This is a genomic window from Achromobacter seleniivolatilans (assembly GCF_030864005.1).
Classification (GTDB): domain Bacteria; phylum Pseudomonadota; class Gammaproteobacteria; order Burkholderiales; family Burkholderiaceae_B; genus Achromobacter; species Achromobacter seleniivolatilans.
This window is the reverse complement of the sequence record NZ_CP132976.1, coordinates 3,689,832-3,715,822: the sequence shown is the minus strand read 5'-3', so window position 1 is coordinate 3,715,822 and position 25,991 is coordinate 3,689,832. Positions and strand designations below refer to the sequence as shown.

The 25,991-nt window shown below is 61.6% G+C and carries 22 protein-coding genes; 10 read left to right on the top strand and 12 right to left on the bottom strand.

Annotation, left to right across the window (positions count from 1 at the left end):
• Positions 1-38 precede the first annotated feature (38 nt).
• Entirely contained in the window at positions 39-1,964 is a 1,926-nt protein-coding gene (gene dnaK, locus RAS12_RS16680; RefSeq protein ID WP_306937273.1) for a molecular chaperone DnaK, read from the top strand.
• 109 nt (positions 1,965-2,073) lie between these two features.
• Positions 2,074-3,210 carry a molecular chaperone DnaJ gene (gene dnaJ / locus RAS12_RS16675; protein WP_306937272.1) on the top strand — a complete coding sequence of 379 codons (1,137 nt, stop codon included), beginning with the start codon at positions 2,074-2,076 and terminating at the stop codon, positions 3,208-3,210.
• A gap of 397 nt (positions 3,211-3,607) precedes the next feature.
• Here the strand turns inward: dnaJ and RAS12_RS16670 are convergent, their stop codons facing one another.
• Together RAS12_RS16670 and RAS12_RS16665 are read right to left on the bottom strand one after the other, a co-directional pair.
• Entirely contained in the window at positions 3,608-3,997 is a 390-nt protein-coding gene (locus tag RAS12_RS16670) for a DUF4148 domain-containing protein (protein WP_306937270.1), read from the bottom strand.
• A gap of 288 nt (positions 3,998-4,285) precedes the next feature.
• Positions 4,286-7,042, bottom strand: coding sequence for a M16 family metallopeptidase (locus RAS12_RS16665; RefSeq protein ID WP_306951488.1), 2,757 nt, complete (start codon positions 7,040-7,042; stop codon positions 4,286-4,288).
• Positions 7,043-7,157: 115 nt separating this feature from the next.
• Here RAS12_RS16665 and RAS12_RS16660 point away from each other — a divergent pair, with 115 nt between their 5' ends.
• The 3 genes from RAS12_RS16660 (at position 7,158) to RAS12_RS16650 (ending at position 9,046) form a co-directional block, all read left to right on the top strand.
• Positions 7,158-7,757, top strand: a complete 600-nt coding sequence (locus tag RAS12_RS16660; RefSeq protein ID WP_306937269.1) for a GNAT family N-acetyltransferase — start codon at positions 7,158-7,160, stop codon at positions 7,755-7,757.
• A gap of 249 nt (positions 7,758-8,006) precedes the next feature.
• On the top strand, positions 8,007-8,384 hold the full coding sequence (locus RAS12_RS16655; protein WP_306937267.1) for a hypothetical protein: 378 nt from the start codon (positions 8,007-8,009) through the stop codon (positions 8,382-8,384).
• Between the two features lie 104 nt (positions 8,385-8,488).
• Positions 8,489-9,046 (top strand): GNAT family N-acetyltransferase, encoded by a 558-nt coding sequence (locus RAS12_RS16650; RefSeq protein WP_306937265.1) that lies wholly within the window; start codon positions 8,489-8,491, stop codon positions 9,044-9,046.
• 68 nt (positions 9,047-9,114) lie between these two features.
• On the opposite strand, the gene RAS12_RS16645 is transcribed toward RAS12_RS16650, so the two are convergent.
• Positions 9,115-10,287, bottom strand: coding sequence for a vWA domain-containing protein (locus tag RAS12_RS16645; RefSeq protein WP_306937264.1), 1,173 nt, complete (start codon positions 10,285-10,287; stop codon positions 9,115-9,117).
• Between the two features lie 25 nt (positions 10,288-10,312).
• Positions 10,313-11,194 carry an AAA family ATPase gene (locus RAS12_RS16640; RefSeq protein WP_306937262.1) on the bottom strand — a complete coding sequence of 294 codons (882 nt, stop codon included), beginning with the start codon at positions 11,192-11,194 and terminating at the stop codon, positions 10,313-10,315.
• A 177-nt stretch (positions 11,195-11,371) separates the two neighbouring features.
• Between RAS12_RS16640 and RAS12_RS16635 the strand changes: the two genes are divergently transcribed.
• Both RAS12_RS16635 and RAS12_RS16630 read left to right on the top strand, forming a co-directional pair.
• Positions 11,372-11,725 (top strand): c-type cytochrome, encoded by a 354-nt coding sequence (locus RAS12_RS16635; protein WP_006217806.1) that lies wholly within the window; start codon positions 11,372-11,374, stop codon positions 11,723-11,725.
• A gap of 12 nt (positions 11,726-11,737) precedes the next feature.
• Positions 11,738-12,100: a c-type cytochrome gene (locus tag RAS12_RS16630; RefSeq protein ID WP_306937261.1), complete on the top strand. Its 363-nt coding sequence runs from the start codon at positions 11,738-11,740 to the stop codon at positions 12,098-12,100.
• 64 nt (positions 12,101-12,164) lie between these two features.
• Here the strand turns inward: RAS12_RS16630 and RAS12_RS16625 are convergent, their stop codons facing one another.
• On the bottom strand, positions 12,165-12,590 hold the full coding sequence (locus RAS12_RS16625) for a DUF1841 family protein (protein WP_306937259.1): 426 nt from the start codon (positions 12,588-12,590) through the stop codon (positions 12,165-12,167).
• Positions 12,591-12,958: 368 nt separating this feature from the next.
• On the opposite strand from RAS12_RS16625, the gene icd reads away from it, so the two are divergent.
• The 3 genes from icd (at position 12,959) to RAS12_RS16610 (ending at position 17,378) form a co-directional block, all read left to right on the top strand.
• A complete protein-coding gene (icd, locus tag RAS12_RS16620) occupies positions 12,959-14,215 on the top strand; it encodes an NADP-dependent isocitrate dehydrogenase (RefSeq protein ID WP_306937257.1) in 1,257 nt (418 codons plus the stop codon).
• A 117-nt stretch (positions 14,216-14,332) separates the two neighbouring features.
• Positions 14,333-15,592: an O-antigen ligase family protein gene (locus RAS12_RS16615; RefSeq protein ID WP_371321203.1), complete on the top strand. Its 1,260-nt coding sequence runs from the start codon at positions 14,333-14,335 to the stop codon at positions 15,590-15,592.
• A 244-nt stretch (positions 15,593-15,836) separates the two neighbouring features.
• Positions 15,837-17,378, top strand: coding sequence for a methyl-accepting chemotaxis protein (locus RAS12_RS16610; RefSeq protein ID WP_306937254.1), 1,542 nt, complete (start codon positions 15,837-15,839; stop codon positions 17,376-17,378).
• On the opposite strand, the gene RAS12_RS16605 is transcribed toward RAS12_RS16610, so the two are convergent.
• The 7 genes from RAS12_RS16605 to kdpB all read right to left on the bottom strand — a co-directional run bounded on the left by RAS12_RS16605 (position 17,356) and on the right by kdpB (position 25,973).
• The gene (locus tag RAS12_RS16605; RefSeq protein WP_306937251.1) at positions 17,356-18,255 is read right to left on the bottom strand and encodes a 4-hydroxy-tetrahydrodipicolinate synthase family protein; all 900 of its coding nucleotides are present in this window, start codon (positions 18,253-18,255) and stop codon (positions 17,356-17,358) included. The genes RAS12_RS16610 and RAS12_RS16605 overlap by 23 nt on opposite strands.
• A gap of 3 nt (positions 18,256-18,258) precedes the next feature.
• Entirely contained in the window at positions 18,259-18,588 is a 330-nt protein-coding gene (locus tag RAS12_RS16600) for a hypothetical protein (protein ID WP_306937250.1), read from the bottom strand.
• Between the two features lie 141 nt (positions 18,589-18,729).
• Positions 18,730-19,491: a TorF family putative porin gene (locus tag RAS12_RS16595; RefSeq protein WP_306937248.1), complete on the bottom strand. Its 762-nt coding sequence runs from the start codon at positions 19,489-19,491 to the stop codon at positions 18,730-18,732.
• A gap of 128 nt (positions 19,492-19,619) precedes the next feature.
• The gene (gene kdpE, locus RAS12_RS16590) at positions 19,620-20,312 is read right to left on the bottom strand and encodes a two-component system response regulator KdpE (protein ID WP_306937246.1); all 693 of its coding nucleotides are present in this window, start codon (positions 20,310-20,312) and stop codon (positions 19,620-19,622) included.
• Positions 20,313-20,324: 12 nt separating this feature from the next.
• Positions 20,325-23,111: a DUF4118 domain-containing protein gene (locus tag RAS12_RS16585; RefSeq protein WP_306937245.1), complete on the bottom strand. Its 2,787-nt coding sequence runs from the start codon at positions 23,109-23,111 to the stop codon at positions 20,325-20,327.
• Between the two features lie 51 nt (positions 23,112-23,162).
• The gene (gene kdpC / locus RAS12_RS16580; RefSeq protein WP_306951484.1) at positions 23,163-23,771 is read right to left on the bottom strand and encodes a potassium-transporting ATPase subunit KdpC; all 609 of its coding nucleotides are present in this window, start codon (positions 23,769-23,771) and stop codon (positions 23,163-23,165) included.
• Positions 23,772-23,813: 42 nt separating this feature from the next.
• Complete coding sequence (kdpB, locus tag RAS12_RS16575) at positions 23,814-25,973, bottom strand: potassium-transporting ATPase subunit KdpB (protein WP_306937243.1); 2,160 nt, start codon at positions 25,971-25,973, stop codon at positions 23,814-23,816.
• Between the last annotated feature and the right edge of the window lie 18 nt (positions 25,974-25,991).

Here is a 25,991-nt window from a genome sequence, read left to right as displayed (position 1 = left end):
TTCTCTATTTTCATAGATTTAATTCAAGGTAACCCACCATGAGCAAGATTATTGGCATTGACCTGGGCACGACCAACAGCTGCGTAGCTGTCATGGACGGCGGGCAGGTCAAAATCATTGAAAACGCGGAAGGCACTCGCACCACCCCCTCGATCGTCGCCTACATGGATGACGGCGAGACCCTGGTCGGCGCCCCCGCCAAGCGTCAGGCCGTGACCAATCCGCGCAACACCCTGTATGCGGTGAAGCGCCTGATCGGCCGTAAGTTCGAAGAAAAAGCGGTGCAAAAGGACATCAACCTGATGCCCTATACCATCGCCCGCGCCGACAACGGCGATGCCTGGGTCGAAGTGCGCGGCAAGAAGATTGCGCCTCCTCAAGTGTCGGCTGACGTGCTGCGCAAGATGAAGAAAACCGCCGAAGACTATCTGGGCGAAGAAGTGACCGAGGCCGTCATTACCGTGCCCGCCTACTTCAACGACAGCCAGCGTCAGGCAACCAAGGACGCCGGCCGCATCGCCGGTCTGGAAGTCAAGCGCATCATCAACGAACCCACTGCTGCTGCGCTGGCGTTCGGGCTGGACAAGACCGAAAAGGGCGACCGCAAGATCGCCGTCTATGACTTGGGCGGCGGCACGTTCGACGTGTCCATTATTGAAATCGCCGACGTTGACGGTGAAAAGCAGTTTGAAGTGTTGTCGACCAACGGCGACACCTTCCTGGGCGGCGAAGACTTCGACCAGCGCATCATTGACTACATCATCGGCGAGTTCAAGAAAGAACAAGGCGTTGATCTGTCCAAGGACGTGCTGGCGCTGCAACGCCTGAAGGAAGCCGCGGAAAAGGCCAAGATCGAACTGTCCTCGACACAGCAGACCGAAATCAACCTGCCGTACATCACGGCGGATGCCTCGGGTCCGAAGCACTTGAACCTGAAGATCACGCGCGCCAAGCTGGAAGCGCTGGTTGAAGAGCTGGTCGAACGCACGATCGAACCTTGCCGCGTTGCCATCAAGGACGCGGGCGTTAAGGTTTCCGACATCGATGACGTGATCCTGGTCGGCGGTATGACCCGCATGCCCAAGGTTCAGGAAAAGGTGAAGGAATTCTTTGGCAAGGAACCGCGTAAGGACGTGAACCCGGATGAAGCCGTCGCCGCTGGCGCAGCCATTCAAGGTTCCGTGCTGTCGGGCGACCGCAAGGACGTGCTGCTGCTGGACGTGACGCCTCTGTCGCTGGGTATTGAAACCCTGGGCGGCGTGATGACGAAGATGATCCAGAAGAACACGACGATCCCGACCCGGTTCTCGCAGACCTTCTCGACCGCTGACGACAATCAGCCGGCCGTGACGATCAAGGTGTTCCAGGGCGAGCGCGAAATTGCCGCAGGCAACAAGGCGCTGGGCGAGTTCAACCTTGAGGGGATTCCGCCGTCGCCGCGTGGCATGCCGCAGATCGAAGTCACGTTCGACATCGACGCCAACGGCATTCTGCACGTGTCCGCCAAGGACAAGGGCACCGGCAAGGAAAACAAGATCACCATCAAGGCCAACTCGGGTCTGTCGGAAGACGAGATCCAACGCATGGTCAAGGATGCCGAGGCTAACGCCGAGGAAGATCACCGCGTTGCCGAGCTGGCTCTGGCGCGCAACCAGGCCGACGCGCTGGTGCATGCCACCCGCAAGTCGTTGACCGAGTATGGCGACAAGCTCGACGCTGCTGAAAAGACCAGCATCGAAGCCGCCATCAAGGACCTGGAAGACACGTTGAAGGACGGCGACAAGGCCGCGATCGACGCCAAGGTGGAAGTCTTGTCGACAGCTTCGCAAAAGCTGGGCGAAAAGATGTACGCCGACATGCAGGCACAACAAGCCGCCGGCCAGCAACAGGCGGCCGATAACGCGAAGCCGGTGGACGACAACGTCGTCGACGCCGACTTCAAGGAAGTCAAGCGCGACCAATAATGGCCGGGCGCTGACCAGCCTCTGCCGCCCGGTAGCCGGAGAAATCCGCCTACCGGGCGAACTCATTCTGTAGCACTGAAAAGACGGCTCGATTTTGAGCCCACGGATCATGGCAAAACGCGACTATTACGAAGTCCTGGGCGTAGCGAAAAACGCCGCGGACGACGAACTCAAGAAGGCCTATCGAAAGCTGGCCATGAAGTACCACCCGGATCGCAATCCGGACAGCAAAGAAGCCGAAGAGAAGTTCAAGGAAGCCAAGGAAGCCTACGAGGTCCTGGGTGACGAACAGAAGCGCGCCGCCTATGACCGCTATGGCCATGCGGGTGTTGATCCCAACTCCGCCGGCATGGGCGGAGCGGGTATGGGCGGCGGTTTTGCCGACGCTTTTGGGGATATCTTTGGCGAGATATTTGGTGGCGCAGGCGGTGGCGGCGGCCGTCGTGGCGGCGGCCCGCAGGTCTATCGCGGCGCTGACCTGAAGTACGCGCTGGAAATCACGCTTGAGCAGGCCGCGGCCGGTTTTGATACCGAGATTCGCGTACCCAGCTGGGAACACTGCGACACCTGCCACGGCTCTGGCGCCAAGGCGGGCACATCGCCCAAGACCTGCCGCACCTGCGGCGGTTCGGGCGCCGTGCGCATGCAGCAAGGTTTCTTCAGCGTGCAGCAAACCTGCCCGACCTGCCACGGTAACGGCAAGGAAATCACTGACCCTTGCCCGTCTTGCGATGGCGTGGGCCGTATTCGCCGCAACAAGACCTTGCAGGTCAAGATTCCGGCTGGCATTGATGACGGCATGCGCATCCGCTCCAGCGGCAATGGCGAGCCAGGCATCAACGGTGGTCCTCCGGGCGACTTGTATGTGGAAATTCACATCAAGCAGCACAAGATCTTCCAGCGTGATGGCGATGACTTGCACTGCGAGCTGACCATTCCGTTCACCTCGGCGGCATTGGGCGGCGAATTGCAGGTGCCTACGCTGGGCGGCAAGGCCGAGATCTCGATTCCCGAGGGTACCCAGTCGGGTAAGACCTTCCGCTTGCGCGGCAAGGGCATCCGCGGCGTGCGCGGCAGCTATCCGGGCGATCTGTATTGCCACGTAGTGGTCGAAACGCCGGTGCGCCTGAGCGAAGACCAGAAGAACATCCTGCGCCAGTTCGAGGCATCCCTTAACGACGGTGGTGATCGCCATTCGCCGCAGAGCAAGTCGTGGACGGATCGCGTGAAGGAATTCTTCAGCTGAATCGTCTGACGCGGATTCGTCCGCGGCGGCATTCAATCAAAACCCCGCAAACAGGCGTCGCCTGTAGCGGGGTTTTTTTCTTTTTCGCTTTGCGTGCGCTGACAACTCGCCGGGCATGGCCAGCCTCGCGAGCCGTCCACATTTGGGTGTTGCATCATGAAAAAAGCCGCGGCTTTCGCCGCGGCCGTACTGCTGTTGCTACACGTGCTGCATTTACATCTACATCTACATCGACTTCAGTTTCGACTTCAACTTCGACTTCAACGGCAACTTCAACTTCCATTGCAACTCAACCAGCAACTTCAACTTCAACTTCAACAGCAACCGCCGCTGTACCGGAAAAAACCGGCCTCAAACCATGATGCCGCCTGAGGCCGGCCGGGCTACAGCAAGCAGCTCACCGGGAGATCGGCGGGTATTCAAGCTCGCCGAACGTGTATTGGCCGCTGGCCTTGGCTTGCGCCAACTCTGCCTGAACTTCAGCGCGTGTCTTCACGCTGCTGGCAGCGGTGGCAACGGGCGGATATTGCAGTTCGCCAAACGTGTATTGACCGCTGATCTTGGCCTGTTGCAGCTGCGCTTGCACTTCCTGCGCGCTCAGGCTGGCGGCTTGGGGCAGGGCGGGCGGATAGTCCAGTTCACCGAAGGTGTATTGGCCGCTGGCCTTGGCTTGTTGCAACTCGGTCGCGACTTGGGCGCTGCTCTTGGCTTGTTCAACACCGGCGGCTTGCGCGCCAAAGCCAACCAGGGCTAGGGACAGAAGCAGGGTAGTGGTAAGGGTTTTCATGGTCAGACCTCCAATTCGTCTTTACGTGGGACCGAATCCGGCGGCCCTCCGTCGTGGTTCGTTGTTTGTTCCCGATGACTGAATTGTGCGCGTCATCCCACCTGGGATAAACCCTTATTCCTTGAAAACATTTTTCCAAATAACCGAGTAATGAGCGGATATGTTGAAAATCTCCCCGTTATTGGCATGGTCATGGACGGCTAGCAGGAGGGGGTGCGCATGCCCGAATTTCACGATGCAAAAAAAAGCCCCCGCGTGTGGCGGGGGCTCGTCATGCTTGCAGCAGACTCAGGGTGCTGTTTTCTTTTTGAAGTCGCCGGCAACTGCCGTGCTGAATCCGTCCGCACGCAGGTATTTGCGCAGAGCTGCATTCACCGCATCAGGGGTCAGCGCCGAGATCTTTTTGTCCATCTCGGCTGACCATTCAAAGGTGCGGCCGCGTTGCAGATAGTCCAGCCAGGTGCTGGCCAGGATGTCGTCCTGTGCGCGGGCCAGGTTGCGGAAGTTCAGCAGGGCGTTGATGCCGTCTGAGATTTCCTTGTCCGTGAAGCCGTCTTTCAGCACGCGGGCCAGTTCTTCGTTCATGGCCTTTTCCAGGCGCTCGCGGTTTTGCGGGGCGTAGATGGCGTACATGGTCCAGCTGGCGCTGGGTTCAAACGACGAGACCGACAAGGAGCTGCGAACGGTATAGGACAGCCCCTCCGTTTCACGTACGCGGTTCCACAGGCGCGACGTTTCCGATGCGCCGAACAGGTAGTTGCCCAGATACAGCGCGGCGTAGTCGGCATCCGTGTCCTGCAGCTTCAGGGGCATGCGGGACAGATAGAACGCGTTCGCCTTGTCGGGTGTGTCGATGTCGAATTGCTTGGCGGGAATGTCGCGGTACGGATTGGCGACGCGGGTATAGGCAGGAGCCTTTTTCCAGCCGGCAAGACCCGCCTTGATGGCTTTTTCCACGGCTTCCGGTTCAAAGTCGCCGACTGCCGAGTATTCGATCTTGCCCGTGCCGTAGAACTTGGCATGGAACTTGGCCAGGGCATCACGGTTCAGAGCGCGAACGTTGGCCAGGGATTCCTCGAATGTGGGCACATAACGCAGGTCATCGGCAGGCCACGGATTGTCCTGACGGGCCAGCGCGCGTCCGGCCAGGGCCGAGGGTTCGGTCATGGCGTTCTGGATCGACGTTTCAAGCTGACGCTGATATTCCTCGAGCTGGTCCTTCGGGAAGTTGGCGTTGCGCACAATGTCCAGCGCCAGCGCGGTCAGCTCGGGCAGATTCTCGCCTTTGGTCGACATGGCGATTTTCAGCGTGGTGCCACCGCCACTGAACCCCAGTTCTGCCTGCAACTTGTCCAGGCGGTCCTGGATGTCCTGGCGCGACAGCTTGGCCGTGCCGCGGGTTAGCAGATCTGCCACGGCGCTGGAATTCACGCGTTGGCCAAGCAGATCCTTTTCGTTGCCGAATTGGATCAACATTTGAGCTTGCACGCGATTGCCGCGCGTAGCCTTGGGCAGCAATGCCAGTTGAACCGGGCCGTTAGGCAGGTCCAGTTTCTTGCGTTGCGTCAGCTTGTCGATGTTTTCGGGCGTGGGGTCAAAGGCCGATGCGGCCTTGAAGTCCGGGTCACCCTTGTAGTCCTTGAAGACGGCAGTCAGGTCTACGCGCTGCGTTTGCGGCGCGCGCAGCGGTTTTTCCGTGGGGATATAACGGCCTTCAATGCGATTGCTTTGAACCAGATAGGTCGTTGCGGCTTGTTGGACCTCAGTGAGCGAGGCCTTGCGGGCGCGGTCGCGCTGCAAGAAGAACAGGCGCCAGTCGCCAGCGGCGATGGCCTCGGACAGCGCCACGCCGACTTGTTCGGGATCGCTATAAGTCTGCTCCCATGAGGTCAGCCACTTGCTGCGCGCCCGATCCAGTTCCTGCTGGGTGAAGGGTTTTTTCTTCAGGGATTCCAGCGTGCTGGTCAGCGTCGTCATGGCCGTGTCCAGGCTCTTGCCGGGCGTCAGTTGCGCGCCGAACATCGCCAGACCTGGGTCCAGGTTTTCCATCGTGAAACCGAAGACGCCCGAGGCCAGCTTGGTGGGAACCAGCGCATGGTACAGACGGCCTGACGGCGTGTCGGACAGAATGACCGTCGCCAGGTCCAGCGGCACGAAATCCGCGCTGCCAGCGGCAGGGATGTGATACATGGCAGCGACCAGCGGCGTGCCGCCGGTGCGGCGCAAGGTCACCGAGCGCTCGCCGTCTTGCGTGGGTTCCACGGTGTATTCGGGTGGCAGCTTGCGGTCCGGCTTGGGCAATTTGCCCAGCGTGGCTTCGATGTCGGCGAGCGTTGCTTGCGGGTCGAATTTGCCAGCCACGATCAGCACGGCGTTATCCGGCTGGTAGTACTCGTGATAGAAGGCGCGCAACTGGGCAATATCGACGTTTTCCACGTCGGCCCGCGCGCCGATGGTGTTCTTGCCGTAGCTGTGCCACTGATACGCAGCTGCCTGCATCTTCTGCATCAAGATCCGGGAAGGGCTGTTTTCACCGCTTTCCATCTCGTTGCGCACCACCGTCATTTCCGAATCCAGGTCTTCCTTGGCGATCAGGGAATTGACCATGGCATCGGCCTGCCAGCCCAGATACCACTTGAGGGTGTCCGGGTTGGCGGCGAAACTGGCGAAATAATTTGTGCGGTCGCTGGACGTTGAACCGTTGGCTTGCAGGCCGCGGCGCGAGAACTCGCCCATGGCGTTGCGGGTGGTGGACGTACCCTTGAACAGCATGTGCTCAAGCAGGTGAGCCATACCGGTCTGGCCGTAGTTTTCGTTGCGTGAGCCGACCAGGTAGGTCATGTTGACCGTGGTCGAGGGCTTGGATTCATCGGGAACCAGCAGCACTCTCAGGCCATTGGCCAAGCGGTATTCGGTGATGCCTTCAATCGAGGCGGCCTCCGAAACGCCGGCCGGCAGACTGGCGGCGCCGGCCTGGAAGGCCAGGAAGGAGGAAAACAGCAGCACACCCAGGGGGCGTGGCAGCTTCGACAGGGACAGGCGCATGGCAGACAATTCCTTTGGCATGGCAGAATCCGTTGGAGTGTATACGTTGGCATTGGTTCAGGGGCAGGTGCAATGCAAGAGCGGCTCCTTTGGCCGCTAAGCAAGGAATATCGTCATGTCTTTATCGCTGGAAGTTGAGACGCCGCGCCTGGTGTTGCGGCAATGGCGGGCCGATGACCGCAAACCTTTCGCGGTGCTGAATGCGGATACGCGCGTCATGGAATACATGCTGCCGTTGACCGGGCCAGACAGCGACGCGCTGGCCGGACGGCTGGCGGCGGGCATCGATGAACACGGGTGGGGTTTCTGGGCTGTCGAGGCGCCCGGGGTGGCGCCGTTCGTGGGTTTCGTGGGCATCAAGCCGCTGACGCCGCTGCTGCCCTTCGCGCCAGGGGTCGAGATCGGCTGGCGGCTGGCGCTGCCGTTCTGGGGGCGCGGTTATGCGAGCGAGGCCGCCGAGGCGGCTTTGCGCGTGGGATTTGAGCAAATCGGGCTGCGCGAGATCGTGGCGTTTACTGCCACGGGCAACCAGCGTTCGCGTGCGGTGATGGACCGCTTGGGCATGATTGCTGACGCAAACCCGTTCGATCATCCCGCCGTACCCGAGGGGCATGCGCTGCGCGAACACGTGCTGTACCGGCTGGGCAGGGAGCAATGGCAGCGGCAAACAAATGGTGACGCAGACGCAGGCGGGGCGCCGGTCGCCGCAGCATAAGGGCCGGAAAGCCGCAGTCTCATAGGGTGCTGCAGTGCAACACCCTTAGCGCGCAAGGCAAATTTGAGGTCTGCCGCCTTGCGGGTGTAAGCTTTTGAAGACGTAGTAGCTGTTGCCGACGGGATGCGCGACAGCCGTCTACCGGCTTCCCGTCCAACACCAGACGCCGCTCGATGCGCGGCGCCGGTGCTTGTCGTTCGCGCCTTCGCTGCCGGCATCCTGCCGGCGCATTTTTCGGAGGAACGACCCATGCTGACCGAAATCGTCACGCGTGCTTTGTCCCAGTTGACCGGTAGCGCCCTGAGCGGCGACGGAATCAAAGGACAGTTTCAGTACGCCTATGCCAGTGATGACGGCCAATTCGTGGCCATACTGACCCACGATATGACCACCTATGTGGTGGACTTGAGCACAGAACGATATTTTGCGGAGTGTGGCGGTTCGCCTCGCGGGTTTGCCGGACATGTGCTGGAAATGGAGGGCGCCGCAGCGCGCGTCCATCCCTGGCCTGCCGCCAATGATTTGTTCGATCTGGATATGGACGCGGATGAGCTGTCGTGGCGCCAGTGCCCGGGCCTGCGGCGCGCGGCGGCTGCCAACCGATCTGTGGAGAGCCGCGCCGCCTAAGAGTGGCCAGAAGCGGCAACACCTCACTGAACCGGCGGATTCGCCGGTTTTTTTTATGGAAGGCGTGCGCAGTCCGATTGGGCTGCCCGGTACAATTTCCGCCCATGACTACGCCTGCTGATAGCCGCGCCCCGGACGGCGCCACCCTGGTCGATTGCACCCATGAGCGCCATGCGGACCAGATACTTGCCATCTTCAACGATGCCATCGCTAACTCTACGGCCTTGTACGACTACAAGCCGCGCCCGCGCGAGGCGATGCAGACCTGGTTCCAGACCAAGCAGCAGGGCGGGTTTCCGGTGGTGGGCTTTGAGAACGAAGCCGGCGAGCTGATGGCGTTTGCCAGCTACGGCACGTTTCGCGCCTGGCCAGCGTTCAAATATTCGGTTGAGCATTCCGTCTATGTGGATGGGCGTTTCCGAGGCCTGGGTCTGGGAGAAGCGATGATGCGCGTGTTGATCGAGCGGGCGCGCGCCAATCAAGTGCACGTGCTGGTTGGCGGCATTGATGCGTCGAACGCAGGCAGTATCCACCTGCACGAAAAGCTGGGGTTCAAGCACTCCGGCACGATCCAGCAAGCGGGCTTCAAGTTCGGGCGCTGGCTGGATCTGGCGTTTTATCAGCTGACCCTGGATACGCCTGAAGAGCCGGTGGACGGCTGATACGCGCGATGAGGCGCGCGCGTTCGGCAGTGACGTTCTTGCAGGAGAATGCCCGCGCTATTGCCGCCCTACTTGGATAGGATGCGCATGGCTTGTTCCAGGCCGGCGACGGTTACGGGGTACATGCGGTCTTGCATGATGTCGCGCATCAGTGCGATGGATTGGCGGTATTGCCACGAGGCGGTGGGCTCGGGGTTCAGCCAGACCGATTTAGGCCAGGCGTCCAGCAGACGCCGCATCCATTCGGCGCCGGGCTCTTTGTTGTAGTGCTCGACGGAGCCGCCCGGTTGCAGGATTTCGTAGGGGCTCATCGTGGCGTCGCCGACGATGATCAGACGCCAGTCCGGGTTGAACTTGCGCAGCACATCCCAGGTGTCAAAGCGTTCGTTCTGGCGCCGCCGATTGCTTTGCCACAGGCTTTCGTACGGGCAGTTGTGGAAGTAATAGACTTCCAGATTGCGGAATTCGCTGCGGGCTGCCGAAAACAGTTCTTCGACACGGCCGATGTGGTCGTCCATGCTGCCGCCAACATCCAGCAGCATCAGCACTTTTACGGTGTTGTGGCGTTCGGGCACCATGCGCAGGTCCAGATGGCCCGCGTTGCGTGCGGTGCTGGCAATGGTGTCGTCCAGGTCCAGTTCCATCTCTGCGCCTTGACGCGCAAAGCGGCGCAGGCGGCGCAAGGCTACTTTGAAGTTGCGTGTGCCTAGTTCGACCTGATCGTCGTAGTCTTTGAACTGGCGCATGTCCCACACTTTGACCGCCGTGCGGTTGCCGGCCGATGCGCCGCCCACGCGGATGCCTTCAGGGTGATAGCCGCCATTGCCAAACGGCGATGTGCCGCCGGTGCCTATCCATTTGCTGCCGCCTGCGTGGCGTTCTTTCTGTTCGTCCATGCGCTCTTTGAAGAGCTCCATCAACTTGTCCCAGCCATGCTTTTCGATGGCCGCGCGTTCTTCCGGCGACAGGCTTTTTTCGAACTGCTTGATCAACCAGTCCAGCGGAATTTCCTTGCCGGCGGGCAGGGCGGCTTCGATGCCTTTGTAGTAGGCGCCGAAGGCCTTGTCGTACCGGTCGTAGAGCGATTCGTCCTTGACCAGCGTAGCGCGCGCCAGGAAGTAGAACTCGTCTAACGTGGGCGCCATCAGGTCCTGGCGCAAGGCGTCGACCAGGGTCAGGTATTCCTTGACCGAGACGGGCAGCTTGTGCGCCCGAAGGTGGTAGAAAAAGTCGATCAGCATATGCGGGGCGCCGTTGGCTGCAAGATCAGCGGCGCTGGCCGCCGCGCGTCATGGCCGCGAGGCGTTCCAGCAGGTGCACGTCTTGTTCGTTCTTCAAGAGCGCGCCAGCCATCAGCGGCACGGCGGTTGCCGTGTGCGCATCGATCTGGGCAGCGGTGGCGTCTTCAGCCAGCAGCAGGCGCAACCAATCCAGCAGTTCAGAGGTGGACGGCTTTTTCTTTAGACCCGGCGCATCGCGCAGGCCAAAGAAGGTGTCCAGCGCTGCGCGCAGCACGTCCTGCTTCAGGTGCGGATAGTGCACGGCCACGATGTCGCGCATGGTGTCGCGATCGGGGAAGCGGATGTAGTGGAAGAAGCAGCGGCGCAGGAAAGCGTCAGGCAGATCTTTTTCGTTGTTGGACGTGATGATGACGAGCGGACGGTGGCGCGCGGAGATGGTCTCGCGCGTTTCATACACATGGAATTCCATGCGGTCCAGTTCGCGCAGCAGGTCGTTGGGGAATTCGATGTCGGCTTTGTCGATTTCGTCGATCAGCAGCACGACCGGCTCGTCCGCCTGAAAGGCCTGCCACAAGGTGCCTTGCACGATGTAGTTGCGGATGTCGCGGACTTTTTCGTCGCCGAGTTGCGAATCGCGCAGGCGCGATACGGCATCGTATTCGTATAAGCCCTGATGCGCTTTGGTCGTGGACTTGATGTGCCATTGCAGCAAAGGCCTGCCGAGCGCACGCGCCACTTCTTCAGCCAGCATGGTTTTGCCAGTACCGGGTTCTCCCTTAATCAGCAGTGGGCGCTGCAAGGTCAATGCGGCGTTGACGGCGAGTTTCAGGTCATCGGTAGCGACATAAGTGTCGGTGCCGTCGAAGCGGACAGGCGAGCGGGACGTGGCGGACTGGGCTGCGGACATGGTCGGATGGCTTCAGGTGATTGACGGTGATCAATACCATCGTAAGGTATTAATCCTGAGCAATTATCGTACAATCAGGCGGTTTTGCAGTTGGGTTCGACCCGCAACGTGTTTGCCGGGGGCCTTTTCGTGTGAGCAGGCCCTAGTCCTTAAGCCATACCAAGAAGAGCCATTCCAATGAAGTTGCGAACCTCTCTGAAGTGCACGGTTTCCGTGTTGGCCGCGATGGCATCCTGTGCGATCGCCGGCCAGGCTGTTGCTGCGGATGCAGCGCCTGTCGGTAATATTCAAAATGCCCGCGACAAGGTTTCCATGTGCATCGGTTGCCACGGCATCGAAGGCTACAAGGCAACATTTCCCGAGCTCTATCACGTGCCGATGATTGCTGGCCAGAACGCCAAATACATCGAAACGGCCCTTAACGAGTACAAGAAAGGCGCGCGCAGCCATCCCACGATGGACGCCATTGCCGGCAGCTTGTCCGACCAGGACATCGCCGACTTGGCCGCGTACTACTCGAATCTCAAATAAAGGGGCAAATAGATGAACCGGACCATGCTTGCCCTTGCGGGCGCGACCTTGGCCTTTTCGGGCGTTACCGCCCAAGCGCAGGACCTGGCGGCCGGCAAGGCCGTCTTCGATAAATTCAATTGCGCATCCTGCCACGGCGCCGACGCCAAGACGGCGGTGGACCCGGCCTATCCGACCCTGGCGGGGCAACATGCCGATTACCTGGCGCATGCGCTGAAAGCCTATAAGCGCGGCGCGTCCGGCAGCGCCGCTACGGCCAATGTGCGCAAGAACCCGATCATGGGCGCTTTTGCTACACAGCTGTCTGACCAGGACATCAGCAACGTGTCTGGATGGCTGTCGTCATTGCCCAGCGATCTGGGCGTGCGCAAGTAATCCACGCCGGCAACAAAAACCCTCGGATGCGAGTCCGAGGGTTTTTTTTGACCGGCAGGTTTGCTTAAAGGCTCGCGCGGCGGCGGATCAGGTCAATGTAGGTGTCGCTGTCCAGCGGCGTACCCAGGCGTTGGGCTTCCCAGACGACCTGGCCCAGGCATTCCATGATTTCATGCGCCGCATGATGGGCGTCGGAGCGCGCCGTCAGTTGCTGATAGGCGCGGCGGATGCCGGGCGGATGGTCGATGGACAATTGTTCCGCGATGGCCAGATGCATCGACAGGTGCAGAAAAGGATTAGTGCGCCCCTTTTCCACGTCGTACTCGGTCGTCATGGCGTCGGGGCTTTCCAGGTCGCCATGGTATTCAGGATGTTCGATGATCCAGTCCAGCGCTATAGCCTCAAGCGGGGTCAGGACTTCGTTGGCGCGGTGCTTGCGCCAGGTATCGATAAAGAATTCGCGGACTTGGTCGCGGGAGGGATTGAACATCGGCGGGGTACGGAATGCGGGCTATGGACCAAGTATTTTACCGCTGAGCCGCTCCCGAGGTAAAAAGCGCCCCCTTGGGGGGCAGCAAACTCACGAAGTGAGTGCGGCGTGGGGGCTCTTTTCCCGCTGGGCCGCCCCCGAGGAAAAAAACGCTCTTTTTGGAGCGGCAAACTCATTTTCGTGAGTGCGGCGTGACGCCTTTTTTTCCCGCCCTGCGAGTACTGTCAGGTCTGCTGGGCGCTTTGCGATATAGAATTGGTTGCTATCCGCCATCCGGTGTGCGGTCCGCGAGGGTGATATTTCCCGCGGAATCGGACGCTTTCCGATGCGGCGCGTGCAGAAAATCACCCGGAGCAAATGGAGCATTCATGTCCTACCAACATATCAAGGTTCCCGCTGGCGGCCAGAAAATCACGGTCAACGCTGATTTCTCGCTGAATGTGCCTGAACAGCCCATCGTTCCCTTCATTGAAGGCGATGGCACAGGCGCCGACATCACCCCGGTGATGATCAAAGTCGTAGACGCGGCGGTGCAAAAAGCCTATGCCGGCAAGCGCAAGATTCACTGGATGGAAGTCTATGCCGGTGAGAAAGCGACCAAGGTCTATGGTCCGGATGTCTGGTTGCCTGACGAAACCCTGGAAGTCGTCAAAGACTACGTGGTTTCCATCAAGGGTCCGCTGACCACGCCCGTGGGCGGCGGCATCCGTTCGCTGAACGTCGCGCTGCGTCAGCAGCTGGACCTGTACGTCTGCCTGCGCCCCGTGGCGTACTTCAAGGGCGTGCCGTCCCCCGTGCGTGAACCCGAGAAGACCAATATGGTGATCTTCCGCGAGAACTCGGAAGACATCTACGCCGGTATCGAATACATGGCGGAAAGCGAGCAAGCCAAGGAACTGATCCAGTTCCTGCAAACCAAGCTTGGCGTGAAGAAGATCCGCTTCCCGAACACGTCCTCGATCGGCATCAAGCCTGTGTCGCGTGAAGGCACCGAGCGTTTGGTGCGCAAGGCGGCGCAGTACGTGATCGACAACGACCGCACGTCGCTGACCCTGGTGCACAAGGGCAATATCATGAAGTTCACGGAAGGCGGCTTCCGGGACTGGGGTTATGAACTGCTGCAGAAAGAATTTGGCGCTCAACTGATCGATGGCGGTCCGTGGTGCAAATTCAAGAATCCCAGGACTGGCCGCGAGATCATCGTCAAAGACGTGATCGCCGACGCCTTCCTGCAACAGATTCTGTTGCGTCCGGCCGAATACGACGTGATTGCCACGCTGAACCTGAACGGCGACTACATCTCGGACGCGCTGGCCGCGCAAGTGGGCGGCATTGGCATTGCGCCGGGCGCAAACCTGTCGGATTCCGTTGCCATGTTTGAAGCCACCCACGGCACGGCGCCCAAGTACGCGGGTAAGGATTACGTGAATCCGGGCTCGGAAATCCTGTCCGCTGAAATGATGCTGCGCCATATGGGCTGGACTGAAGCAGCCGATCTGATCATCTCCAGCATGGAGAAATCCATCCTGTCCAAGAAGGTCACTTATGACTTCGCCCGTCTGCTGGAAGGCGCGACGCAGGTGTCGTGCTCGGGCTTTGGCCAGGTCATGATCGAAAATATGTAAATCGCCGTTTATCACTGCGTTTTTTCGAAGAACCCGCCCGCCGTCATGGCGGGCGGGTTTTGTCTGAAGGCTACCGCCATTGCGCGGAGTCTGTCTGTTCTGATCAGGTTGAGTGCTGTGCCCCGAATTTATGTTTCTCTGGCCACCTGGCTTGTATTGCTGGTACCGGCGCTGGCGTTGACCAGCCCCGTGGGTGGCCCTGCCGTTCTCTATCTAAGCGCCTTGGTCGCGCTGACAGCTATTGCAGTCAACTTGATCAAGCGCTACGAACCCGTGGATTTCCAGGCGTTGTGGCCGATGTGGCTGGCGTTGCTATTGCCGCTGGCCTGTATGTTCATTACGTCCGCAGTGCGAGGCGTATGGAGCAATTCGGAACTGGAGAAACTGCTGCGGTTTGCGCTGGCGTTACCGGTGCTGTGGCTGTTGTTGCGCGCCCCGCAGCGGTGGCTAAAACATGTGCAATGGAGCATTCTTGCTGGCGCGCTAGGTGGCGCGGTGCTGTTGATCGTGACCATGCTGTGGATGGGGCGCGCTGCGGTGGTCGAGGTCGGTGGCCGCTATAACGCGGTTGCTTTTGCGGATATGACTTTGCTGTTCGGCGCTATGACGCTGTTGACGCTGGGTTGGGGCGCCAGCACCCGCTGGCCTCGCGTTGAGGCCGGTGTGAAGTGGCTGGCTGTTTTTTTGACCGTGTACGCCACTTGGATATCAGAAACGCGCAGCAGCTGGATGCTATTGCCCATCTTGGCGCTGGTTTTTTTGTTGGGCCTGCGCCGGTGGACGGGTCGTCAGAAAGCCTATTGCGCAGTGGGGCTGACAGTGGCGCTGATCATCAGTGCAGCCACGATTTGGACGTTCAGCAGCCGTATGCAGGAAATTTCCGGCGACGTGCAGGGTTTTGCCACGTCAACCAATCGTGATACGTCGTTTGGGATTCGGCTGCAGCTGTGGCATGCGGCAATGATGATGTTCGAGAAGAGCCCAATCGTAGGTGTGGGACCGAGTCAGTTCAGGCACGAGTTGCTGGAACTCCAGACCAAGGGCGTGGTGTCGGCAGAGGTGGTTGAGGGCTTTGGCGAGCCGCACAACGATTTCCTGGCTGCTTTGTCTGGATATGGATTGCTGGGTCTATTGGCATTTCTCTCTTTGTACCTGGTGCCGGCCTGGGTGTTCTTCCGCCGGCTCGCCAGTGATGACCGCGTAATCCGGGTCGGCGCGCAGTTGGGTCTGCTGTTCTGCCTGGGCTATTGCGCGTTCAGCCTGACCGAGATGATGTTCCGCAATATGCGCAGCGTGCCCACCTATGCGCTGATCGTCGTGACGTTGATCGCGTTGACCACGCCGCGCGCCGGTAGCGCGCACCGGCCTGGCAGCTAGTGTAGGAACACGGCGGCAAGGCCCGCCACATATGGAATTCAGAACGCAAGGCGTCCTCCCTATCCGGACGCCTTGCGTTTTTTTATGGCCTTTTCCTGATGCCTTTGCGTTATATCAATATTGCCGTTTGATCTAAGTGAAAACCCTGCTGGCTCCCCGTATCCTGATGAAACGCAATACATAAACCGTCACATTCTGCCGCTAACAGTTTCACGCGCAAGAATGGGCATCAAGAGGAGAGCCTGTGAAGAATTCGAGTTTGCGCCGAGAGTTGTTGTGGTTCGTCTTTGCGATCGGCGCTGCCGTGCTGGCCCTGGGCGCATGGGACGCTTGGGAGCGCCGCGCCGATATGGTTGCCGAGCGCAAGACCGAATTGCGTCATGTGCTGGATCTGGCGGCAGGCATTCTGCGCAATGGCAAGCAAAGCGCGGCCGAGGGCATGCCCTTGGCTGACGCGAAACGCAATGTGGCGCGCCGGCTGGCGCAACTGCGTTATGGCGCTGACGGTTATGTAGGCGCGTTTGGCGACGACTACAACCTGCTCGTCCACCCTGATGCCAAGCTTGTGGGCACAAACGTGCGCGCCATCAAGGACGTTGATGGCCTGCCGATCTTTGAAGATCTGTATGCGCAAGGCAAGGGAGGCGGCGGTTATGTGCAGTACCGATTCCCCCGTCCGGGCGAGGAAGAAGCCTTGCCGAAGATCAGCTATGCCACGTATGACAACGAATGGGGCTGGCTGCTGTTTACGGGTCTGTACGTGGATGATGTTGATGCGGCGTTCTACGGCACCTTGTGGCGGCAAGGCAGCGTGACGCTGGGTTTGCTGGCGCTGGTGCTGTTGGCTGCATTGCGCTTCTTCCGCACGCATGTCATCAGCCCGCTGGATGAGGCCGTGGCGCTGTGTGAAAGGGTGGCCAATGGCGACCTGTCCAGCGTCATTTCGCGCCATCACCGCGGTGAAATCGGCCGCTTGTTTGACGGGATGGCCCGCATGCAGCAGCGCCTGGATGTGGCGGTTCGCAGCATTGTGCACTCGACAGGTTCGATCGCAGCCGCTTCGCGTCAGATCGCCGCAGGGAGCATGGACTTGTCGGACCGTACCGAAAAGCAAGCTGCCGCGCTGGAACAGACGGCAGCTAGCGTGGAACAGATAACCGCCACGGCCAAGCAAAGCGCCGACCATGTGCGTGAAGTCAGTTCGTTGGCAAGCCAGTCAGCGCAGTTGGCGCGCCAGGGTAGCGAAGAGACCCAGCATGCCATTGATGCGATGGGCGAGATCTCGCACAGCTCGCAACGCATTGACGAGATCATCAGCGTGATTGATGGCATTGCCTTCCAGACCAACATCCTGGCATTGAACGCGGCCGTGGAAGCGGCGCGGGCCGGCGAGCAGGGGCGGGGGTTTGCCGTCGTGGCAGGCGAGGTGCGCGCTTTGGCCCAGCGCTCGGCCACTGCCGCCAAGGAGATCAAGGGGTTGATCGAGGCGTCCTCGGATTCCGTGGCGCGGGGCAGTCAGCGCGTTGAGCAAGCCAGCGCCACGATGAGCAGCGTGCTGGAATCGGCCACCACCAGCGCGCCGCTGATGGGCGAGATTGCCACCGCGTCGACCGAGCAGAGCGTGGGCATTGAACAGATCAATCAGGCCGTGACCCACCTGGACAGTGTGACGCAGCAAAACGCCGCGCTGGTCGAGGAATTTGCGGCATCGGCCGCGACCTTGCACGAACAGGCCGACGACCTGGCGCGTGCGGTGTCTGTGTTCAAGCTGTCTGTAGCCGGCTAGACGAACCCTGAACCACGCTCATTGCGCGCTGCAAGCGCGAGCCCAGCTCGCGGCTTGCGGGCATCATGGGCATGCGCAGTTCGTCGGCGATAAGCCCCTGCATGGCCAGTGCGCGCTTGATGGGTGCGGGGTTGGGTTCGGAGAACAACAGGCGGATCAGTCCCCGCAGCGGCTCGAATAGTTCGCGCGCGGCTTCGATGTGGCCGTCGCGGGCCAGTTGCATGACTTCGACATAGCGTTCGGGATACAGATGCGCGGCGGCAGGAATGGCGCCGCGGCCGCCCGCAAGAAAATGATCAAGAAAGGCCAGATCTTCACCGCATAACGCCGCCAGCTTGCCGCGCGCGTTCAGGGTGGCGAGCACCGGCGGATTGCACTCTTTGACGGCAGGAAAGTTGGGTAGCGCGGCCAGCGTTTCCATGGTTTCCACGGTCATCGTCACGCCGGTGCGTTTCGGTATGTTGTACAGAATGATGGGGCGTTCGGTGGCCCATGCGATCTGCCGGTAGTGCCACAGGATGCCCGCTTGGGATGGCCCCAAGTAGTAAGGGGGCGGCACCAGATAAGCAGCGGGTGCATATTTGTCCAGGCGCCGGATGGCGGTCGCGACGCCGCGAGTATCCACGCCGCCTGCGCCAAACACCAGTGGCAAGGCGTGCGGATCGCTAAGAATGGCGTCGATCATGTCGCACTTTTCCGACAGACTGAGCAGATTGCCTTCCCCCGTGGAACCGAACAGGACCAAGCCCGCGATGCCTGCGTTGCGATAGTAGCGGGCCAACGCCTGGGCGGCGTCCAGATCCACATAACCGCCCCGCATTGGCGTGACCATGGGCAGCCAAATGCCCTCAAAAACCGGTTTGATAGGCATGTCCATGGCTTATTGCACCGTGATGGCAGGGGCCGGGCGAACCGGGCCGAACTCGGCTTGGGGCAGGCCGCACATGACGGCGTGCATCAAGGCATCCAACTCGCTGCGGGCGCACTGGAGTTGCAGCGTGCTTTGCGCATGGGCGTGGTCCACGGACAGGACATAAATGCCGATGCGCGCTCCCAATTCGCGGTGCAGCGCCAGGCGCACGTTCAACGCATCCAGGGTGTCTATTCTGACGGTCAGCGCGACCATCTCGCGTGGGGCCGGTTGCGCTTCGGGCGCAGCGGAAAAACGATCGGGGGAATGGGGCGGACGGCGGTCCAGTCTGGGGATCATGGCGGGTCGGGGTACAGGCGCCGTGTGCGGCGGTCTGCGTATCCGGTTGGTTGATGACGATTCCACTATAGAAATCGTGCCGTAAATCCTGCCGATAAATGCGGGCGCGCCGCGTAAAAATCGCGTCAACGCCCTGACGGTTCAGAAGGTCTTGGTGAGGGACAACAAACCGGTCGCACGGCCCATGTCGCGGCCATGCGTGTTGGTGTAAACGGCACGGTCGGCATTGGTGTCCAGGTAGGCCAGCGACACGGACAGACCTTGCCCGAAGTCTTTGGTCAGGCCGAGTTTCCAGTCGGTGTAGGAGCCGTTATTCACGTTGCGCACCAGTTGACGGCCGATGTGGGCGTTGACCGTCAGGCCCCAGACCCCCGTGTCAAAGTTGCCCGACAGGTCGAAATATTGGCTGTACTTGCTGTCGGCGAATCCGAACAGATTGGTCATGGCGATGGAATACTTGAACATCACCGGGCCGTAGCCTATGCCGGCGTAGAGTTCTGTCGTGTCGGGGCTGGTGTAGCCCGACGGGTAGTCGCCGGGGTAGTAGTACTGCAAGACGCCCAGATCTACCGGCAGTCCGTCGGCAAGGTTGCCCTTGTAGCCGCCATAAAAATCCATTTCCACGGGTGCGGACACGCGGCTGTTGCTGTCGCCAAGCCAGCTGATGCTGGAGTTCCAGTTGCCCAGGTAAAAACCGCTGGCGTGGGCAAGGTCAAAGCCGCCTTGAATGGCGGGTTTGTTATTGGTTTGCATCAAGCCGCGGTAGCGGTACTGGCTGGCCAGCGTGACGTTGGCCGTCAGCGTGTAGTCGGACGTTGCGTCGGTTGCGGCTGGCGCGTCATTGGCGTTGGCGGTGCAGGTCAGAGTCAGCAGCGCAAGCGCGGCCAGGGTGTTGCGGGACATGGGATGCTCCTGATGTTGAACGGGATCGCAACAATAGGAGCATCGGCATAAAGGGCGAGATAAGAGTCGCGCGTCCCGCGTAAACGCGGCATCAATTCATTGCGACGGGGCTGGGCAGATGCGGCGTCTTATCCTGCGAAGCGGTAGCCGACGCCGATTTCAGTCAGCAGGAATACGGGCTGGGCGGGGTCCGCTTCCAGCTTCTGGCGCAAATGGCCCATGTAGATGCGCAAGTAGTGATTGCTTTCAACATGCGACGGCCCCCACACATCGCGCAGCAGTTCACGATGCGTCATCACCTTGCCGCGATGCGCCAGCAATGCTGCAAGCAGGCGGTACTCCATCGCAGTCAGGTGCACGTGCTGGCCCGCGCGTTCCACCACCCGCTTGGAGAAGTCCACGCGCACGTCGCCAAAAGAAATCTCCGCCGCATTGCCCGCGCCACCCTTGGCATGACGGCGCAATAGCACCCGCAGCCTGGCCAGCAGCTCGCTGACGCCGAAGGGCTTGGTCAGATAGTCATCAGCCCCCGCATCCAGCGCCGCCACCTTGTCGGCCTCGGCGCTGCGGGCGGACAGCACCAGCACCGGCACCTCGGTCCAGCCGCGAAGTTCACGAATCAACGTCATGCCGTCTTCGTCGGGTAATCCCAGGTCCAGCACGATGGCGTCGGGTTGACGGGTACCGGCTTCGATCAGCCCGCGCTTGACGGTGTCGGCCTCATGAACCGTGCAGCCCTCGCTTTCCAGGGCCTGGCGGACGAAACGCCGGATGTTGGCGTCATCTTCGATGATCAGGACGGTAGGCTGGTAGTCAAACATACGGCTTGGCTTTCAAAGGGTTTCGGGGTGCATGGGGGGCGGGGTGCCCAGCGGCAGGCTGAATACGAATTGCGCGCCAGACGCCAGCCCAGGCGTGTGCTCGACCCAGATGCGGCCGTGATGAGCCGTGATGATGGCTTCGCACACCGCCAGGCCCAGGCCGACGCCCGGGGTCGCGGATTCGCGTTCGCCGCGCGTGAATTTTTCAAATATGCGGCGTTCGGCGCCAGGCGCGACGCCGGGTCCGTTGTCGCTGACGGCCACGCGCAGTTCGTTTTCATGAACTGCCGCATGCAGATGCAGAGTGCTGCCAGCAGGCGTGTACTTGGCGGCGTTTTCCAGCAAATTGCACAGCACGCGCTCGATCAGCACGCCATCGCATTCCACCAGGGGCAGGTACGACAGGCTGGCCACCGTGACGCGGTGAGCAGCCAGCGATTCGCGCATGGCGGCCAGAGACGCACCCACCAATTCTTCAATGGATTGCCATTCCAGCCGCAGCGGCGTGTCGCGGCTTTGCAGACGCGCCATGTCCAGCAGATTGACCACCAGCGCGTGCATGCGCTGGGCTTGATCGCGCATGGCGCGGATGGTGTCTTGAATATCGGGCGGCAGCGTTGATTGCTGACGCATCAGCGTATCGGTCATGCCGACCAGACTGGTCAGCGGCGTGCGCAGGTCATGCGATACCGCGGCCAGCAAGGAGTTGCGCAGCCGTTCGGATTCCATGCTGACCAGCGCTTGCTGGGCCACTTCCACATAGTGCAGGCGTTCCAGCGCAATGGCGATCAGGGTAGCGTAGGCCTCGATCTGACGGCGGGAATCCGGATGGGAAAAAAGGCTGCGGCGCGGCGCTGCCAGCGCCAATACGCCACGCGTGCGCATGGGCGCCTTCAGCGGCAGGTACAGCAGGTCGCTGTTGGACAAGGTGGCCGTACCCGCGCCCGCAGGCTGGCCGTGATCGTAGACCCATTGGGCCAGCGCGGATTCCAGCGGCGGCATGTCGTCGGCGGCGGGCGAGGCCAGCTTCAGCCTGTCGTCCAGACCCAAGATATAGAGCGCGCAGCGCGAGCCAAAGGTGGCGTGGACGAAGGCGCCAGCCGACGCCACGATTTGCTCGGGCAGCAATGCGGATGACAGCTCGCGTGCAAACTCATACAGGCTGCGCGCGTCGGCCTCGCGTTTGACGGACGCCAGAGCCTGCAAGCGCAGGCCGGCGGTCAGTTGCCCGATGAGCAGTCCCACGGACAGCAACACCCCGAAGGTCAGAAGATATTGCACATCTGATACTGCGAACGAGGCCAGAGGCTGCACAAAGAAAAAGTCGAAAAGCGCCACGCTGACGACCGAAGCCAGCGCGGCCGGCCCTCTGCCATGGCGCAGCGCCACGCCCACGACCGCCAGCAGGAAGAGCATGACGATATTGGTCTGGTGCAGCACCGGAAACGCCAGCATCGACAGCCCGGTGGCCGCAGCGCAATAGCACAGCGCCCAGGCATATCCGGCCCATGGAGAGCCGTTGCGATCGTCGGTGGCCGAGCGGGCCCGGCGTCCAAGCGTGAGCGGATCGCGGCCGGGGGCGGCGCTGGCAGGCAAGGGCGGCGCGCCCAGGCGGATGATGTCGATTTCGGGGCAGCCAGCGGCCAGCATGTCGGCAAAGCTGTGACGGCGCCAAAGCCAGCCGGGCGTAATGGCGGCGGTAAGCAGGGCGGACACGGACAGGCGCAAGCGTTGCAGGCCCGTGGCGCGGGTGCGGCCCACGATGGCCTTGGTGATATTGTGGCGGCGCACATAGCGGACAACGGCATCGACCATGTCGCCGCCCGCCAGCGTTTCCGTGCGCGCGCCCAGCGAGTCGGCCAGCGCCAGGCTGCGTTGCATGCGGTCCTGTTCCGCCTGCGGCGTTGGCGCCGCGCGCGGGGTGTCGATGGTGACAACGTGCAGATCGCATTCCAGCTGCTGGCTGAGGCGATGAGCGCTGCGGATGACATATTCGGCGTCGGCATCGGGTCCGATGCAGGCGACGACTGCCTCGCGCGTGCGCCACACCGGTTCAATGGCACGGTCGCGGCGGTAGGCCTGGACGTCGTCGTCCACATGGTCTGCCGTGCGGCGCAACGCCAATTCGCGCAAGGCAATCAGATTGCCTTTGCGAAAGAAATTGCGGGTGGCGTGGCGGGCTTGTTCGGGCAGGTAGACCTTGCCTTCTTTTAGCCGGCGCAGAAGTTCGTCTGCTGAAAGATCTACCAGGATGACTTCATCGGCGGCGTCAAAGACTTCGTCGGGCACGGTCTCCCAGACCCGCACGCCCGTGATGCTGCCTACGGCTTCGTTCAGGCTGTCCAGGTGCTGCACGTTCAGCGTGGTCCAGACATCGATGCCGGCGGCCAACAGTTCTTCGATGTCTTGCCAGCGCTTGGCGTGGCGTGAACCTGGCGCGTTGGAGTGCGCCAGCTCGTCAACCAGCACCAGTCCCGGGCGCGCAGCCAGCGCGCCGTCCAGATCGAACTCCTTCAGCACGTGGCCACGGTACGCCACTTCTTTCAGCGGCAGTATCGTCAGACCGTCCAGCAAGGTCGCGGTTTCGCGGCGGCCATGGGTTTCGACGATGCCGGCCAGCACGCTGGCGCCCTGGGCTGCCTGCGCGCGGGCCGCGACCAGCATGGCGTAGGTCTTGCCCACGCCGGCCGACGATCCGAAGTACACGCGCAGCTTGCCGCGCACCGCTTGCCGGGCGGCGTCGTCCAGGGTCTTCAAGAGCGCGTCCGGATCGGGACGCTCGCCAGCAATATCAGCCATGAACGCGCAAGAGTAGGAGGGGGACGGCTGGCAATACTATACGCTGCGCCATCAGCGCGCCGGACTCAATTGATCCAACGCCAGATTCAGCGTCAGCACGTTGACGGCCGGGTCTCCCAGGACGCCCAGCCATGGCTTTTCGGTGTGGGCCTGAATCAGCGCATCGATCTGCGCGCGCGTCAAATGCCGGACCCGCGCCACGCGCGCCGCCTGGTAGGCGGCGGCTGCCGGACTGATGTGCGGATCGAGCCCGCTGCCCGAAGCCGTGATCAGATCTACCGGCACGGGCGTGGGGTTGTCAGGGTCTGCCGCCTTCAGGGCCGCAATACGCGCCTGGATGGCTTCCGCCAGCGCGGGGTTGCGAGGGCCCAGATTGGACCCGCCGGACGCCGCGCCGTTATATGGCATGGGCGCGGTGGCCGACGGACGGCTCCAGAAATACTGCGGCGATGTGAAGGTTTGGCCGATCAACTCAGAGCCCACAATCTTGTCGCCTTGCGTGATCAACGAGCCTGCCGCTTCGTGCGGGAACACGACAGCCGCCACGCCGCGCGTCAGGAACGGGTAGGCCAGCCCTGTCACCAGCGACAGGGCCGCGAAAACGACCAGCGCGGGGCGCAGGATGCCGCCTTGACGGGGCAGGGATGGGGCGGATTGCATAGTGTGTTTCATGATGGATTCCTTGCTTGTGTCGGGCGGGGGTCAGACCCAGCCCAGGGCGGCCAGCACCATGTCGACGAGCTTGATGCCGACGAAAGGCACCAGCAGGCCGCCCAGGCCATAGATGAGCAGGTTGCGGCGCAGCAGCACCGAGGCGCCCAGCGGCCGATAGCGCACGCCTTTGAGCGCCAGCGGGATCAGCACAACGATGATCAAGGCATTGAAGATCACGGCCGACAAGATGGCCGAGGCCGGCGTCGTCAGGTCCATGATGTTCAGCACATTCAACTGCGGGTAGACGGTGGCGAAGGCGGCGGGAATGATGGCGAAATACTTCGCCACGTCGTTTGCCACGCTGAACGTCGTCAGCGCGCCGCGCGTCATCAGCATCTGTTTGCCGATTTCGACGATTTCAATGAGCTTGGTGGGATTGGAGTCCAGGTCCACCATGTTGCCGGCCTCTTTCGCGGCCTGGGTGCCCGAGTTCATTGCCACGGCTACGTCGGCCTGCGCCAAGGCGGGCGCGTCGTTGGTGCCGTCGCCTGTCATCGCAACCAACCGGCCTTCGGCCTGGTAGGCGCGGATCAGTTTGAGCTTGGCTTCGGGCGTGGCTTCGGCCAGAAAATCATCCACGCCCGCTTCGGCGGCGATGGACGCCGCGGTCAGCTTATTGTCGCCCGTGATCATCACCGTCTTGATGCCCATGCGCCGCAGTTCCGCGAAGCGCGACTGGATGTCAGGCTTGACGATGTCTTTCAGCTCGACAACGCCCAGCGCCCGGTTGCCATCGCTGACCATCAGCGGCGTGCTGCCACGGCGCGCCACATCTTCAGCCAGGCGCAGCACTTGCTCGGGGACCACGGTATCCTGCGCGGCCAGCCAGGACTGGATCGCATCCACCGCGCCTTTGCGGATCAGGCGGTCGCCAAGGTTCACGCCGCTCATGCGCGACTGCGCCGTGAAGGGCACGAATTCGACATTGAGCATGTTGGCGGCGGGCGCGTGGATGGCCTTATCGGCCAGCGCCACGATGCTGCGGCCTTCCGGCGTTTCGTCGGCCAACGAGGCCAGACGGGCCGCATCGGCCAGCTCGCGCGGCGACACGCCGGGGGCGGGCAGGAAGGTCGATGCCTGGCGGTTGCCGAAGGTGATGGTGCCCGTCTTATCCAGCAGCAGCACATCAACGTCGCCTGCGGCTTCCACTGCTCGGCCCGAGGTCGCGATGACGTTGGCGCTCATCATGCGGCTCATGCCCGCGACCCCGATGGCCGACAGCAGGCCGCCGATGGTGGTGGGGATCAGGCAGACCAGCAACGCGACCAATACCGTCACCGTAACCGCCGCGCCGCCACCGGCCGCGCTGACGGCATAGATCGAGAACGGCATCAGCGTTACGACCACCAGCAGGAACACGACAGTAAGGCCCACCAGCAGAATGGTCAGCGCCAATTCATTCGGTGTCTTCTGGCGTTTGGCGCCTTCGACCATGGCGATCATGCGATCCAGAAAGCTCTCGCCGGGATCGGCTGCTATACGCACGAAGATCCAGTCGGACAGCACGCGCGTGCCGCCGGTGACGGACGAAAAATCACCGCCGGATTCCCGGATGACGGGCGCGGATTCCCCTGTGATGGCGCTTTCATCCACCGAGGCGACACCGGCGACGACCTGGCCGTCGCCAGGAATGGTCTCACCCGCTTCGACCAGCACGATGTCATCGCGGCGGAGCAAACCCGAGGCTTGGCTGACGGCCTTGTCGCGCCACTGCTCCGGGTGGGCCTGGCGGGCGTCGGCCTCGCGAAATCCTTTCAGCAGCCGTGCGTTGATGGTGGTGCGCAAGCCACGCAAGGCGGCCGCTTGCTGCTTGCCGCGGCCTTCGGCCAGCGCCTCGGCAAAGTTGGCGAACAGCACCGTGAACCACAGCCATACGCTGATGGCGAGGATGAAACCCGCAGGAGCTTCGGCCTCGCCGCGCAGGGCCATGATCCACAGCAGCGTCGTCAGGATGCTGCCCACATAGACCACAAACATCACGGGATTCTTCAACTGCGCAGCAGGCGACAACTTGCGCAGGCTGTCCAGCACGGCAGGCCCGACCAGCGAGCTCGACCACATGCCGAAAGAACGTTCTTGCGGTGTTGCCGCCGGCGTACGGGCGGCTCCGCCGCCTGCGCCGGGGGTTGGCATTTCAATCTTGGCCATTTTCTTTCCTAGCCTGTT

What these genes read in the sequence shown, in the direction of transcription:
- RAS12_RS16650 (WP_306937265.1), top strand. Translation starts at nt 8,489, where the DNA reads ATGACTACGCCTGCTGATAGCCGCGCCCCGGACGGCGCCACCCTGGTC.
- RAS12_RS16640 (WP_306937262.1), bottom strand. Translation starts at nt 11,194, where the DNA reads ATGTCCGCAGCCCAGTCCGCCACGTCCCGCTCGCCTGTCCGCTTCGAC.
- RAS12_RS16645 (WP_306937264.1), bottom strand. Translation starts at nt 10,287, where the DNA reads ATGCTGATCGACTTTTTCTACCACCTTCGGGCGCACAAGCTGCCCGTC.
- RAS12_RS16625 (WP_306937259.1), bottom strand. Translation starts at nt 12,590, where the DNA reads ATGTTCAATCCCTCCCGCGACCAAGTCCGCGAATTCTTTATCGATACC.
- RAS12_RS16635 (WP_006217806.1), top strand. Translation starts at nt 11,372, where the DNA reads ATGAAGTTGCGAACCTCTCTGAAGTGCACGGTTTCCGTGTTGGCCGCG.
- dnaK (WP_306937273.1), top strand. Translation starts at nt 39, where the DNA reads ATGAGCAAGATTATTGGCATTGACCTGGGCACGACCAACAGCTGCGTA.
- dnaJ (WP_306937272.1), top strand. Translation starts at nt 2,074, where the DNA reads ATGGCAAAACGCGACTATTACGAAGTCCTGGGCGTAGCGAAAAACGCC.
- RAS12_RS16600 (WP_306937250.1), bottom strand. Translation starts at nt 18,588, where the DNA reads ATGATCCCCAGACTGGACCGCCGTCCGCCCCATTCCCCCGATCGTTTT.
- RAS12_RS16605 (WP_306937251.1), bottom strand. Translation starts at nt 18,255, where the DNA reads ATGGACATGCCTATCAAACCGGTTTTTGAGGGCATTTGGCTGCCCATG.
- RAS12_RS16655 (WP_306937267.1), top strand. Translation starts at nt 8,007, where the DNA reads ATGCTGACCGAAATCGTCACGCGTGCTTTGTCCCAGTTGACCGGTAGC.
- kdpC (WP_306951484.1), bottom strand. Translation starts at nt 23,771, where the DNA reads ATGCAATCCGCCCCATCCCTGCCCCGTCAAGGCGGCATCCTGCGCCCC.
- RAS12_RS16595 (WP_306937248.1), bottom strand. Translation starts at nt 19,491, where the DNA reads ATGTCCCGCAACACCCTGGCCGCGCTTGCGCTGCTGACTCTGACCTGC.
- RAS12_RS16585 (WP_306937245.1), bottom strand. Translation starts at nt 23,111, where the DNA reads ATGGCTGATATTGCTGGCGAGCGTCCCGATCCGGACGCGCTCTTGAAG.
- kdpE (WP_306937246.1), bottom strand. Translation starts at nt 20,312, where the DNA reads ATGTTTGACTACCAGCCTACCGTCCTGATCATCGAAGATGACGCCAAC.
- kdpB (WP_306937243.1), bottom strand. Translation starts at nt 25,973, where the DNA reads ATGGCCAAGATTGAAATGCCAACCCCCGGCGCAGGCGGCGGAGCCGCC.
- icd (WP_306937257.1), top strand. Translation starts at nt 12,959, where the DNA reads ATGTCCTACCAACATATCAAGGTTCCCGCTGGCGGCCAGAAAATCACG.
- RAS12_RS16665 (WP_306951488.1), bottom strand. Translation starts at nt 7,042, where the DNA reads ATGCGCCTGTCCCTGTCGAAGCTGCCACGCCCCCTGGGTGTGCTGCTG.
- RAS12_RS16670 (WP_306937270.1), bottom strand. Translation starts at nt 3,997, where the DNA reads ATGAAAACCCTTACCACTACCCTGCTTCTGTCCCTAGCCCTGGTTGGC.
- RAS12_RS16660 (WP_306937269.1), top strand. Translation starts at nt 7,158, where the DNA reads ATGTCTTTATCGCTGGAAGTTGAGACGCCGCGCCTGGTGTTGCGGCAA.
- RAS12_RS16630 (WP_306937261.1), top strand. Translation starts at nt 11,738, where the DNA reads ATGAACCGGACCATGCTTGCCCTTGCGGGCGCGACCTTGGCCTTTTCG.